The organism is Streptomyces sp. NPDC044033 (assembly GCF_056434425.1).
Map to the genome: position 1 here is coordinate 195,106 of NZ_JBWKFF010000008.1, position 12,579 is coordinate 207,684.

At 73.6% G+C, this 12,579-nt stretch carries 8 protein-coding genes; 4 read left to right on the top strand and 4 right to left on the bottom strand.

The annotated features are described in order from the left end of the window. Nucleotides 1-178 precede the first annotated feature (178 nt). Nucleotides 179-424, top strand: a complete 246-nt coding sequence (locus AC07AB_RS16955) for a hypothetical protein (protein ID WP_478566794.1) — start codon at nt 179-181, stop codon at nt 422-424. Further along, nucleotides 421-1,095: a hypothetical protein gene (locus AC07AB_RS16960; RefSeq protein WP_478566797.1), complete on the top strand. Its 675-nt coding sequence runs from the start codon at nt 421-423 to the stop codon at nt 1,093-1,095. The genes AC07AB_RS16955 and AC07AB_RS16960 overlap by 4 nt, the downstream gene beginning before the upstream one ends. 18 nt (nt 1,096-1,113) lie before the next feature. Here AC07AB_RS16960 and AC07AB_RS16965 read toward each other — a convergent pair whose 3' ends face one another. The 3 genes from AC07AB_RS16965 to AC07AB_RS16975 form a co-directional block, all read right to left on the bottom strand. Continuing rightward, nucleotides 1,114-2,550, bottom strand: coding sequence for a lanthionine synthetase C family protein (locus AC07AB_RS16965; RefSeq protein ID WP_478566800.1), 1,437 nt, complete (start codon nt 2,548-2,550; stop codon nt 1,114-1,116). Nucleotides 2,551-2,555: 5 nt separating this feature from the next. Further along, nucleotides 2,556-5,984: a lantibiotic dehydratase gene (locus AC07AB_RS16970; protein WP_478566803.1), complete on the bottom strand. Its 3,429-nt coding sequence runs from the start codon at nt 5,982-5,984 to the stop codon at nt 2,556-2,558. A 103-nt stretch (nt 5,985-6,087) separates the two neighbouring features. Beyond that, nucleotides 6,088-6,255 carry a hypothetical protein gene (locus tag AC07AB_RS16975; RefSeq protein WP_478566806.1) on the bottom strand — a complete coding sequence of 56 codons (168 nt, stop codon included), beginning with the start codon at nt 6,253-6,255 and terminating at the stop codon, nt 6,088-6,090. 345 nt (nt 6,256-6,600) lie between these two features. Between AC07AB_RS16975 and AC07AB_RS16980 the strand changes: the two genes are divergently transcribed. Next, a complete protein-coding gene (locus tag AC07AB_RS16980) occupies nt 6,601-8,499 on the top strand; it encodes an ATP-binding cassette domain-containing protein (protein WP_478566808.1) in 1,899 nt (632 codons plus the stop codon). Nucleotides 8,500-8,740: 241 nt separating this feature from the next. Here the strand turns inward: AC07AB_RS16980 and AC07AB_RS16985 are convergent, their stop codons facing one another. Beyond that, nucleotides 8,741-10,684 (bottom strand): endonuclease/exonuclease/phosphatase family protein, encoded by a 1,944-nt coding sequence (locus AC07AB_RS16985; RefSeq protein WP_478566811.1) that lies wholly within the window; start codon nt 10,682-10,684, stop codon nt 8,741-8,743. Between the two features lie 296 nt (nt 10,685-10,980). Between AC07AB_RS16985 and AC07AB_RS16990 the strand changes: the two genes are divergently transcribed. Beyond that, nucleotides 10,981-12,462: a hypothetical protein gene (locus AC07AB_RS16990; RefSeq protein ID WP_478566814.1), complete on the top strand. Its 1,482-nt coding sequence runs from the start codon at nt 10,981-10,983 to the stop codon at nt 12,460-12,462. The last annotated feature ends 117 nt before the right edge of the window (nt 12,463-12,579 follow it).

Below are 12,579 nucleotides of genomic sequence, written 5' to 3' on the forward strand. Positions count from 1 at the left end.
ACCCCGGGTGACAAAATGCGACCCCTTGTCTCCCCCCCCCCCCCCCCCCCCCCCCCCACCCCCCCCCCCCCCCCCCCCCCCCCGGTGCTGTGTCCGGGACGCACTGGTGCCAATCCCCGCGCCGGTGAGCCACCATGGGGAGGTTCGCTGTCCATCGCAGTGGTCAGGGGAGGACGATATGAGGCTGGGCAAACCACTCGCCGTCGGTTTCGCCGAGGAGCGCGAGCGGCAGGGGTACGAGACGGCGCCCGCGACCGCGATGCGGCCCGCTCCCGCCGATACCGAGGCCGAGACCGGTTCCGAAGCCGGGGCCGGGGCCGAGATCGCAGCCGAGATCGAGACCGCAGCCGGGGCCGGGATCGCGGCCGGGAGCGGCGACGGTGGCGCGGTGGTCGCCGGGGCCGAGGCGACGGCACCGCGATGAGGCTGCGGCTCCCGGAGGAACGCCCGGCGGAGCCGCCGACCGGATACAAGATCGCCTACCCGGCGCTGTCCCAGACCGGCCGCCGGGCGGGCTTCACTGGCGTCTCCCTCGGCGGCGGCCTTCCGTACGGCGTACTGGACGACGCGCGCTGCGTCTACGGGCGCCGCCACCGCTGCCCCTCCCACCGCTGCGACTGCGGCTTCCACTGCCTGCACTCCCGTGACCAAGCCCTCGGCCTCACCTGCCTCGCCGAGCACCGCCTGGCGGTCCTGCTGGAGATCACTGTGCTCGGCTCGTACATCCGCTACGAGCGCGGCATGCGCTACGCCCGTCAGCGCGTCCGCACCGCGCGCGTCGGCCCCTGCTCCTGCGGCCGTACCGCCGACCGGTTCGCCGACGCCGGGTGGGGGAGGGCGGGCTGGCGGACCGTGACGGGCAGTTGCGCGGGCTGCGCCGCGGACCGGATGAGCATCTCCTTTCCGGGGTTCGCGCGGCTGGCGGGGGAGCGGCTGGCCGTCTCCGTCGCGCCCGGGACCGAGGCGGAGGCGTTCCGAGTGTCCGGGGCGGGTGGCACGGTCCCCGAACTCGTCGCCGAGGCGGCGCTGTTGCAGGCCCGGCTGGACTGGTTCCAGAGCGAGCTGGCGAAAGTCATCGGCAGCGGCGATTCCTGAGCTGGTCCGTGGCGGGCGTCACGCCAGCAGCAGCGCGGCATCCCACGGCGTGCGGGGCGCGGTGCCCGTGGCGTAGGTGTGCAGGCTGAGCGCGATCCCCGCCGTGCCTTCGAGGAAGCCCGCGCGGTGGGGCGCCCAGAGGCCGGGCGGGGTGTCCGCGTAGCGATAGCCGAGGGGCAGGTCCGGATCGTGACCGGCCAGCACCTGGTCCGCGAGGTGCGGCAGCCGCGCCAGCAGCCGGGCGTCCGCGCTGTCCCAGGCCATCCGGCAGGCGATCTGGAGCAGCCCCGACCAGCCGTGGCACAGACCGCAGTCCACCACGGCCTGAGGGCCGTCCAAGGACGTGGCCAGCGCGTCCACGGCGGCCAGCCGCCAGTCGTCGCGGCGCCAGGCGCGCCCGGCCAGATACACGGTGTGGGCCACGCCCGGTGTGCCGTAGCACCAGGCGGTGCGGCCGTGCGCCGGGCGGGGGCGGGCCCCGGCGATCTCGTCGTCCCAGCTGACGACGGCCGGCCAGCTCAGGTCGTCCGACTGCCGACTGAGCAGCCAGTCGACGATCCGCGTCGCGGCCTCCCGCTGGCCGGGCACGGTCACGCCCGCCTCCTCGGCGAGTGCGAGCAGCGCCAAGGGCCCGCAGACGCCGTGTGCCAGGCCCAGGTTGAAGTGGCCGCGCGGGAAGTGCGCCTCCTGGCCGAGGCCGGGCGCGTCGGGCACCCACCAGCCGGGCACGGTGTGCCCGCGGTGCTGGACGGGCTCGGTGAGCCGGACCAGATACGCCAGCGTGTCGGTGAGCGCGTCCCGGTGCCGGTCCGCGCGGAGCAGCAGATACCGTCCGATCCCCGCCAGACCGAGGATCAGGTCGTAGACGTCCATGCTCACGCCGGCGCGGCGCGCCGCGAGCCGCTCGTTCTCCGTGTCGAGCAACTGTCGTATCCGCGCGATCACTTGGACGTCGACGCGGTCGAGCAGGGTGGCGTAGTCCGCCGGGCCGCGGCGGGCGGCGCAGGCGGCGAGGGCCAGCGCGGGCGCGCCGGTGTAGAGCCCCGCTCCTTGACCGGCCGCCAGCGAACGGACGGCGGCGGCCAGATGGGCGTGGGCGTGGACGCGGTGGCGGGGGTCGTCCTGGGCGAGCTCGGCGAAGAGCAGGGCGACGCCGGGGTGCCCCTCGGCCAGGGTGACACCGCCCCAGGGGTGCAACGGGCTGCGGCCCGGCGGTCGGTCGAGGTTGCCGTCGGCGGTCGCGACGGCCACCACCGCCTCCGGATCCGCGAGCCGCCCGGCCAGTTCGGCGACAACCGACGCCGCCCGCGCGGCCGTCGCCCCCTCGGCCGCCGTTCGGCCGCTCGCCGCAGCGACGCTCCCCGCCGATTCGCCGGTCACCGATTCGGTCGCCGCAGCTTCGCCGGCCGCTTCGCCCGTCGCCGCCGTCTCGTCGGCGGCCCGCTGCGTGCTCACTGGATTCATCCGTTGTGCCTCCGGCGGTCTCGGTGGGCCTGGACGGCGCCGCGTGCGATGGCGTAGGTGGACTGTTCGCCCTCCCGGTCGATGCCGATCAACCGGTTGTGGTGCATATGGAACAGCGAGTTCAGGATCTGCGGCGGCGGCGCCCACGGTGGCGACAGGCGGCGCAGGGTGCGGCCGTACTCCGCGACGGCCGGGGCCCGCCGGGCGAAGGCCGCCAGCACCGCCTCGCCGCCGGGGCGCTCGCGCAGCGAGGCCCAGTCGCCGTACGGGTCGATGAGCGCGACCGCGTCCCGGCGGCGCTTTTGAAAGGTGCGGTACGCGTCGCTGGCGCTGTGCTTCGCGTAGTTGCCGAGCAGCCAGCGCACCCACTGGGGCTCGCCGTCCGGCGTGGCGGTGTCGGCGTCGTCCGGCCAGAACACCCTGATCAGGTCGACATAGTTGGCCGCGGCGAGCAGCAGCGGGTCGACGGTGAGGCGACCGGTGTCCAGCAGTCTGAGCTGCTCCAGGACGGCGAGGCTGTCCGCGTGGAAGGCGTGCTCGGCGGCCTCGATCGCCTCCGGGCCGCCATACCGCTCGGCCTCCGGGTCGTACGTGTCCAGGATCAGCCTCCTGGCCAGCCCCGAGGCGCGCAGCCCGGCGACCCATTCGTTGAGCCGCGGCAGCCCCTTCGCGGTGAGGACGCCGGGGTCACCGTGCAGCCGAAGCCGGAGCTGCGGCTGTTCCTGGTCGCGGTAGCGCAGGAAGAACCAGCGGTCGATGCCCTCGGGCGGCAGCGAGTGCAGCAGCGACGGCAGTTCGGTGGCGATCAGCTCGTCCTGGCGCTCGGCCGCGCAGTACACGGACGCGTACAGCCATTGGCCGCCCGGCAGGTGCTCGGCGGGTGCCGGGCGCGGCGGCGAGAGCCGGTTGCGGGGCTCGGCGGCCGCGGCGGGCCGGGCGCGGTGCGGCCCGTACCGCGTGACCATGGGGAAGACGACCTCGTTGCGGTGCGTGCCCAGCGGTCCGACCAGCCACCCGGCGTCCTGCCCCGCCCCGGCCTCCACCTCGTACAGCTCGGCGCCCGGCCGGCGGCCGAGCTCGCGGCGGAGCAGCCGCAGGTGCTGGGGCCGGGTGAGGTCCAGTTCGAGGCGCTGGTCGGAGAAGGAGAGGCAGACCCGGTCGGGGACCCGCCACCGCGACCGCCACGCGGCCACCGCCTCCGCCCACCGCTCGAAGGGGGTCTCCATGTCGCGCACCGCGTCGGTCGCGCGCCAACGGGCCTGCGAGAGGACCGTACGCCCGCAGCGGACCCGCGGCAGGAAGGGCAGGTTCGACGACAGGCCCCAGTCCCACGGCCGCCAGCGCCGCACACCGCTGAGCGAGATCTCCCGCAGGAACCGCGCGGCGTTCGGGGCCTGCCACTGGGAGTCGAGCATATGGAACGCGGTGGGGACCACCTCCTGGCCGCTGCGCCGGTCCACGACGAACAGCCGCTGGATGTCCGCGCCCACGGCGAGGTCCGCCAGATCCAGATGGCCGGGTGCGGCCGGGTCCGCGTACACGGCGACCGGCACCTTGCGCTCCAGCCACTGCGGGACCTGCGAGACGTTGCCGCTGCGGGAGTGCGAGGTCTGGTAGGTGAGCTGGGCGGGCAGAGCCTCGGGGTTCGGGTGGGCCACCGAGCGGGCGAGCGCGGCGAGGGCCGCCTGCGCGTCGTCGGGCAGCAGGTAGGCGAACCGGCCGAACATGCCCCCGGCGGTCTGCGACCCCGCCGTCACCACCAGTTGGAAGTCACCCGACTGCAAGGCGGCGGGGGAGTCCGCGAGGAGCTTGGTCCACAGCTCCAGCGAGGCGGGCGGGGTGCCCTCGGACCGCGACAGCGCGCGGATCACGGGGTCGGTGCCGTCGTCCGCCAGCACCACCTCGGCCGCCCCGGTCAGCAGCGCCTCCTGGGCCAGTTCTGTGAGGAGCCGGTCCCGCTCGGTCTCGGTGACGGCCTCCGGCCGCGCGAACCGGTGGCTCGGTGGCATGTTGTAACCGGCGGGCGCGCCGAGCCCGACGTCGGGGTCGAGCAACTCCTTCACGGGCACGAACCGGTCCGTGCTGTACCGCTCCAGGAAAGCCTCGTGGTACTGGCGCAGATGTGCCGGGCCGCTCTCCTCGGGCGCCAGCCGCCACAGCAGCCGCGCGGCCCGCTCCGCCTCGGCGGCCACCTCCCGGGGCAGCGTCACATCGGCGTCGAGCGCCAGATCCACCTGGACGAGGCGGTCTGCCGGGCGCAGCCGCGCCATCCGGCCGGTGACGGCGCGCCAGGACGCGGTCCCCCGCCCGGCCTCCTGCTGGGCGTATTCCGCCAACGCGTCGCGAACAAGGTGTAGTTCGGCGAGCTCGGGAAGGGCCGCGGGGTCCGGCAGCGCCCCGAGGACGCCGAGCACATGGCCGAGCGGGTCGGTGGCCTCCAGCGGCGGTCGCGCCTCGGTGAGCAGGATGTCCTTCTCCACCAACTGCGTCAGCATCCGGCGGGCGGCTTCCGCCGGCGCGCCGGGGAAGGACTCGGCGAGCTGCCGCTCCAACTCGCCGAAGCGGACCGGGCCGCGCGCCCGCTCCGTCACCAGCCGCAGTGCCGAGGTGTGGCGCACGCTCACCTCGTGCACGGTCCGGTGCGAGCGCGCCTGGTCGGCGGCGTGCGGCAGATAGGGCAGTACGAGCCGTCGGCCGCGCACGAAGCAGAGGTTGTTGAGGGTGACGCGCAACTGGCACAGCAGCTCCGGCCGCCGCTCCCAGTCGGTCAGCAGCGCGGTGAGCCACTGCCGGTCGGGGCGCACCGCCCGGCGGTGCTCCGCCCCGAAGCGGACCTTCGCCTCCTCGCCGTCGCCATCGGTGAACGCCGCCGTGGCGACCCCGGCCATCAGCCCGAACGGCGTGCAGCGGGCCGCCATCCGCAGCCGGTACCCGGTCAGGGCCCGAGCGGCGCGCCGGAGTTCCGCGAGGCTCGGAGGCGCCGCGGCGGCGCGCTGTCCGGCCGCACCGGCCTGCCCGGTCCTACCGTCCTGACCCGCCTCACCACCCTGGCCGGCATCACCGCGCGCACCGCTCTCACCGGCCGAGCTGGCCGCACCGGCCGAGCTGGCCGCACCGGCCGAACTGGCCGCACCGGCTGCACCGATCGCACCGGTCGAGCTGGCCGCGCTGATCGCACCGGCCTCACCGGTCTCACTCCCGGCGATCCGGTCCAGTACGAGACCGAGGGAGGCGCTGGAGACGCTGACGGCCTCCCGGACGAGCGGTTCCGCCGCGGCCCGGCGCAGATAGTCGATGAGGCGGTCCGCCTCGTCGGGGGCGCCCTCCGCCACGTCCGGGCAGGTGTCCCGCGTCCGGTGCGCGGGATGGACCGGCGCTCGCAGCATCGCGAAGTCCGCACAGGCGAAAAGTGATTCGGCGTTCATGCCCGCTCTTCTCCGATCTCCCCGATGGCGCATGCCGACGCTGAACAGCCGAGCGCGGACGCCCCTCCCGCCGGCCTGGGAGGGACGTCCACGGCCGCAAGGGCTAGTGGCAGCCCGTCTCCGGACAGGTGAAGAGGGTGCAGCCGCAGCGGGTGCAGTCGGACGTCGGCGAGATCATGGCGCCCCCTTCGGGTGCGACTCCGTCGATCTCCCGGACGTCGAGGTCGAAGACGTCTTCGGTGGCTTCGAGGGTGGCGGTCGCGATGGGCATGGAAATACCTGCCTTCCGGTGAGTTTTTCGATCCCGATTACGTACGGAGTGCTTGACCACTCCGCTCGATTTCCAAGGTGAAGCAGTGAGTGCATTTGCTCAAGAGCGTCCGAGGGTAATGGCTCATGTGAGTGAATAAGTACGACTGGCCAAAAATGTGCGGCGAAAAACAGCAGGTCGAGATGGGGTTCGGCGGTCACGTGAGTGCTGAATCGATTCGCCGACGAGCCGTCAACAGGATCGGCGGAAAATATCGCCACCCGAGGATTGGGATATCCGGTAAGCGGGGATAATTGGCGACTCTACGGCTAACAGCTAACCATTCCCATTTAAGGAACGTGCCGCATGCCCAAGGATTCGGAACCGCCGTCGAGCGAGGACGTGCTCTTCGGCGGCCGGCTGCACTACGCCGCCGCCGGTCACGAAATGGCCCGGCTGCGCGTGTCGTTCCTCGCGATGGCCCGCCGCCTGCCGACCCTCGTCGCCGACACCGCGCGGCTCGGCTGGGCCGCGGACCGTACGGCCCTGATCGCGGTCGCCGCGGCCGAGATCGGGCAGGGCGTCGCCGCCGCCGGCGGACTGCTCGCCACCAACCAGGTGCTGCTGAGCCTGTTCGCCACCGTCCCCGCCCCCGACCGCGTCTACCAGGCCCTGCCCTCACTGGCCCTGGTCGCCGCCGCGAGCGCGTTCACGGCCGTACTCGCCGCCGTCTCCCTCGCCGCCACCGGCCGCCTCGAACCGAAGGTCGAGCGCACCGCCACCGCCCAGCTTCTGCGCCGCGTGATCCGCGTCGAACTCACCGCCGTCGAGGACCCGGAGTTCCGGCGGCTGGTCGACTCCGCCGAACTCGGCGCGACCGCCGCGCGCCGGATGGTCGCCCACAGCGTCGGCGTGATCAACGCCCTGGTCTCGCTCAGCGCCTCGGCCGTCGTCCTGGCCCTCCTGCACCCGGCGCTCCTCCCGCTGCTCGGGCTCATCGCGGTACCCAAGGGATGGGGCACCGTACGGTCGGCGCGCCGCTCGTACCTCTCCCTCCAGGCGTGGCTCGACCACACCCGCCAGCAGAACCTGCTGGCCTCGCTGCTGGCCCAGCGCGAAGCGGCCAGGGAGGTACGGGTGCACGCCGCCGGCCCGTACCTCCTCGACCACTTCGAGCGGATGACGGAGAGTTCGGGCCGGGAACAGACCAGGCTCGCGCACGCCCAGGCGGCGACCTCCCTCGCGGCGAGCGCCCTGGCCGGCGTCGCGACGGCCCTCACCTACACCGCGCTCGCCCTGCTGCTCATCCATGAGGCGGTGCCGCTGGCAGCCGCCGGTACCGCCGTCCTCGCCATCCGCAACGGCACCGCCAACCTCCGGCTCATGATCGCCCAGGTCAACCACCTCTACGAGCAGTCGCTGTTCTTCCTCGACCTGCGCCGCGCCGTCAAGGAAGCCGAGCGCCGCGCGATCCCTCCGGGCGGCGTACCGCTGCCGCTCCCGGCCGAACAGATCGTCTTCACCGATGTCGGCTACACCTATCCCGACGCCGTCCGGCCCGCGCTCGACAAGGTGAACCTGACGATCCGGCGCGGCCAGATCGTGGCCCTCGTCGGCGAGAACGGCTCCGGCAAGACGACCCTCGCCAAGCTTCTCAGCGGCCTGTGCCTGCCCACGGCCGGCACCATCCACTGGGACGGCGTGGAGGTCTCCGAAGCCGACCGGGAGCAGATCTTCCAGCAGGTCGCCCTGGTCGACCAGACCTTCATGCGCTGGCCGTTCACCGTGCACACCAATATCGGCATCGGACAGCCGAGGCGGGCCGCGGACCGGGACGGCATCGAGAGGTCCACCGAGCACGCCGGGGCGCGGCGGCTCGTGGACGGTCTGCCGCGGGGCCTCGACACCCTGGTCGCACGGGAGTTCACCGGCGGCGTGGAACTCTCCGGAGGACAGTGGCAGCGGCTCGCCATCGCCCGCGCCCACTTCCGCGACGCGCCCCTGCTCATCTGCGACGAGCCGACGGCCGCGCTCGACGCGCGGGCCGAGATCGAGGCGTTCGAGCAGATCCGCGCCCTGGCCGACGCCGGGCACACGATCGTGCTCATCACCCACCGGCTGGCCTCCGTGCGCCACGCCGACATCGTCCATGTGCTGCGCGACGGCCGGCTCGTCGAACAGGGGCCGCCCGCCGAACTGCTGCACTCCGGCGGCTGCTTCGCCGACCTGCACTCCTTGCAGGCGTCCCAGTATCTGAAGATCTAGGGACGAGCCAAGCCCCGGCCGCCGACGACTTCGCGACCCGGGGCACATCGCTGCGTATGCGGGGTGGGCCGCATCGCTACGTACGCGGAGGGGCCACCCGGCTACATTCGCGAGCCGGGCTGCCCTGCCACGTACGCGGGTTGAGCTGCCCCGCCACGTACGCGGGTCGCGTTGCCCCGCCATGTACGCGGCCCGGGCCAGCCCGCTGCGTACACGGGCCGCGCCTCCACGCGGCCGGACGCTACCGCCGCAGTCGCAGCACCTGCGGGTCGTGGTCGCTCGCCTGGTCGGCGAACTCCGCGTTGATGTGCACGACGTCGTAGTCGGTCCGGCGCAGGTGGCGGCTGGTCAGCATGTGATCGAGGACCTGCGAGTTGCCCTGGTAGACATAGCCGTACCGTTCCTTCTTCGGTAGCCGCCCGACCTGGTCCGTGAGGACCCCGCCTGCGGTGAGCGCCTTCAGCGCGGGCGCGAACTGATAGTCGTTCAGGTCGCCGGCGACCACCACGTCGGCGCGCGGGTCGGCTGCCGTCAGCTCCTTGACGAAGGAGTTGACGGCCTTGGCCTGTCCCAGCCGCTGCACCTCCGACGGGCGGGCCGGTGGCTGGAAGCGGCTGTCGAGGCCCTGGTCGCCGCCCTTGGAGTTGAAGTGGTTGGCGACCACGAACACCGGCCGGCCCCGGAAGGAGAACTGTCCGGCGAGCGGCTTGCGGCTGTCGTGCCATGCCTCGTCGGCGGGGGCGATGCGGCCCGGTGAGGCGGACAGGGCCGTAGCGGCGCCGCGCCCCACCACTTTCACCGGGGTGGTGGAGTCGCCGCCGGGGATGTCGGTGAAGGAGACCCGCTCGGGGTTGAAGAGGAAGGCGTTGCGGATGTTGCCGCCGGGCTGTCCGCCGTCCTGGCCGTCGACCGGATCGATCTGCCGCCACTGGTACCGCGGCCCGCCGGCCGCCGCGATGGCGTCCGTGAGCTGCTTCAGCGTGCGGTCCGCGCCGACGTGCCCGCTGTCGGCCGGCCCGTCGTCGTCCTGGACCTCCTCCAGCGCCACGATGTCCGGCGCGGCGAGCTGGTCCACCAGCGCCCCCGCCAGCCGGTCGAACTTCGCCTGCGGGGTCTTGGGCGAGAGGTTCTCCACGTTGTACGTGGCCACCGCCAGCTCGTCCGCCGCCTGCTTACGGGTCTTCTCGCGCGCCAGGTGACGGTCGGTGCGGGCGCCCAGCTCGGTGGCCGCGATGGTGTAGCCGCCGAAGTTGTCGTAGTCCAGCGGCCCCGCGGTGGTGCCGGTCAGCTCGTCGCCGACGTTCGCTGCCGGGAAGGGGTGCTCAGCGAGGGGGAGCAGCGAGCCGATCTTCACCCGGCCGCTGTTCGGGTCCTTGTACGAGGAGTACAGCGAGCCCCCGCGCGCCGTACGGCCGTGGCTCGGCTCGGCGGTGACCCACAGCTCGTGGTGGGTGTTGGTCGCGCCGACGACGGGCGCGTCCCGGACGCTGACCCGCATTCCCTCCAGCGACTCGTAGCGGTCGAGCGCGTAACGGGCCGGCCGCAGCCGGAGGCCCTCTACGGAGCCGCCCTTCGCGTCCGGCGCGTACCGGTCCGGGATGGTGGACGGCCGCAGCGGTACGGCGGCGGGCAGCGCGTTGCCCGAGGACTCGACGGTCCACGCCGCCCGGGTCAGCTCGGTCACGGACTGGAGCCCGGCGGCGGCCCCGCCGGGGTAGTACTCGGTGACCGTGCCGGAGACGAGTACGGAGTCGCCGACCGCGACCGCGGGGGTGGTGGACCCCGTGAACACGAAGACCGCCTCGCTGGTCGCCGGGTCCTTGTCCGGGTGCGGGTCCTGCACCCAGAAGCCGCGCGCCGAGCCGAAGGCCCGTACGGCCGTCACGGTGCCCGGCACCCCGGTCACCCGCTGCCCGGCCAGCGGCGATATCCGGGTGCTGCCCTGGATGTCGTGGATACGGACCGGGGCCGCGGCTTCGGTCCGGTGGCCGTGGTCCGAGGCCGAGGGCCCGGCGCTCCCGGCCGCCGGGGCGGCTCCGGCGCTCATGGCCGGGGGCGCGGTGAGCAGCCCGGCCGCGAGCGCCGCGGTGACGAGCGCGGCGACGGCCGCGGGCCTGCGCAGCGGGGGCGGAGACGACGGTGAGGGCCGGGAGAACGGCGGGGTCAGCGGGCGGCGAGCGGGCATCTGGGAGCCTCCGGAGCGGAGTGACGGATGGCGGGGCGGCGGCGTGCGGTGTCCACGCAGCGTCTACGCGCGTCAATCTCTTGTGTGCGTAAGGAAGTTGTCAAGAGATTACGGGTGTACGCGGCCCGACGCCCCCGTGAACCGCAGGAGCGGTATCCGGTGCGTGTGGACAGGGCGCGGCGGCCCGTACCCGCTCTCGACGCATCCGGAGGAAAGCGCCCTGCCGTTCCGTCTAGGCTTGAGCAGCGCGCCCGAGCGAGCGGGCGCGGCCGTATCCCGAGGAGATGAACCCCCAGATGTCCGGAGACCGCCCCACCATGCCGCCGGTGCGGCTGCACTCCGACGCGGAGCTCGCGCGGGACGCGCTGTCCGCGCCGCTCTTCGCGCGCGCCGCGAAGCTCGCCCGCTGGGCCGGGGAGGGCACCCCCGTCGGCGCGGGCGGCGAACTGCTGGCCGAGCAGCTGCGCGCCGCCGCCGAGCACCTCGGCCTCCTCGCCGACGAGGACGGGCCCGGCTACGCGGCCGAGGCCTGGCAGCTCGCCCTGGACACCGGGCTGATCGAGTTCGACGAGGACCCGGAGGCGGAGGAGTCGGACGACCCCGACCAGCCCTCCGGCACCGCCACCGCGGGCGAGGAGCTGGCCACGCTCACCTCGGGCAGCCCGCAGGACATCCTCGACGTCTGGCTCGGCGGGCTGGAGACCGTACTGGCCGACGCCGCCGCCCCGGACCTCGCGGACATCGTCGAGCAGCTCGGCGAGGGGGGCGAGCTCGACCTCGACTCGCTCGACTGGAACCCGGAGGAGGAAGCCGACTTCCTCGACGGCGTGCTCGGCAACCTCTACCTGCTCACCGCCCTGGACGACGGTGCCGCCGACCGGCCCGTACCGCTGCCCGCGCTGGCCGCGTCCATGATCGTCCCGGATGACATGGACGAGCCGACCGACGAGATCCTCGAAGAGGTGTCCGAGGCGATGATGCGCCTCGACGACCAGTTCCGGATGGTTGAGCCGACTGGCATCGTCCGGTACCAGCCTGTCGACGAGGCGCTCATCGAGGAGGTCGACGGCGAGGGCCGGATCCCCCAGGAGGACCCCGCCGAGCCGCTGGGCGAGGAGGACGTCACCCGCTACGGCATGGTCGCCCTCACCCCGCTCGGCGTCTTCGCCGTACGGGCCCGGATGCTCGACGCCGGGGTCGACGCCCCGGCCGTCGGCGACCTCGCCGACAAGGGCGCGGACGTCCTGCTCGGCGCGCTCCCCGACCACCCCGAGGGCGCTGCCCGCGCCGAGGCCGAGGCGTGGCTGGCCGACCGCGCGCCGCTCGACGCGGCCCGCGACCTGCTCTCCGCCGCCCGTGGCGACGACGAGGCCGCGCCGCTGCGCCGCCTCGCCTGCCAGCAGACGCTGACGCTCGTCGGGGCGGAGGCCGAGCCGGCGCTGCGCGAGGTCCTCGACGACCCGCAGCTCGGCGGCCTCGCCCGGGTCTGGCTCGCCGAGCACGGCGCGACGGAGATCCCGGAGCCGACGGAGTCGATGATCTTCTGGCTGACCGTGGACACGATCGCCGCGCAGCTGGCGGCGGAGGGGGACACGGAGGAGCTGCGGAGCCTGGTGGAGGGGCTCGTCGGGCAGCACAACGGTTTCTTCGACGTGGCGTGGCGGGTGACGCATCCGGCTACCGCGGATGTTCTTGAGGCGATGGGGAGGCTGCACCCGGACAAGAAGGTGGCCAAGGAGGCTCGTAAGGCCGCGTTCAAGGCCAGGTCTCAGGCGTAGTCGGCTTGGGGGTGCGGGGGGTTGGCCCCGCGCGGGTGGGCATCCACCCCCCCGCGTGATCCCGTGGGGTTGATTTTTCTTTTGGGGGGGGGGGTTTTTCCCCCCCCCCCCCGATTT

Bases quoted from the DNA above. Each gene is read 5' to 3' on its own strand.
- AC07AB_RS16955 (WP_478566794.1), top strand. From the start codon at position 179: ATGAGGCTGGGCAAACCACTCGCCGTCGGTTTCGCCGAGGAGCGCGAG.
- AC07AB_RS16960 (WP_478566797.1), top strand. From the start codon at position 421: ATGAGGCTGCGGCTCCCGGAGGAACGCCCGGCGGAGCCGCCGACCGGA.
- AC07AB_RS16970 (WP_478566803.1), bottom strand. From the start codon at position 5,984: ATGAACGCCGAATCACTTTTCGCCTGTGCGGACTTCGCGATGCTGCGA.
- AC07AB_RS16975 (WP_478566806.1), bottom strand. From the start codon at position 6,255: ATGCCCATCGCGACCGCCACCCTCGAAGCCACCGAAGACGTCTTCGAC.
- AC07AB_RS16980 (WP_478566808.1), top strand. From the start codon at position 6,601: ATGCCCAAGGATTCGGAACCGCCGTCGAGCGAGGACGTGCTCTTCGGC.
- AC07AB_RS16985 (WP_478566811.1), bottom strand. From the start codon at position 10,684: ATGCCCGCTCGCCGCCCGCTGACCCCGCCGTTCTCCCGGCCCTCACCG.
- AC07AB_RS16990 (WP_478566814.1), top strand. From the start codon at position 10,981: ATGTCCGGAGACCGCCCCACCATGCCGCCGGTGCGGCTGCACTCCGAC.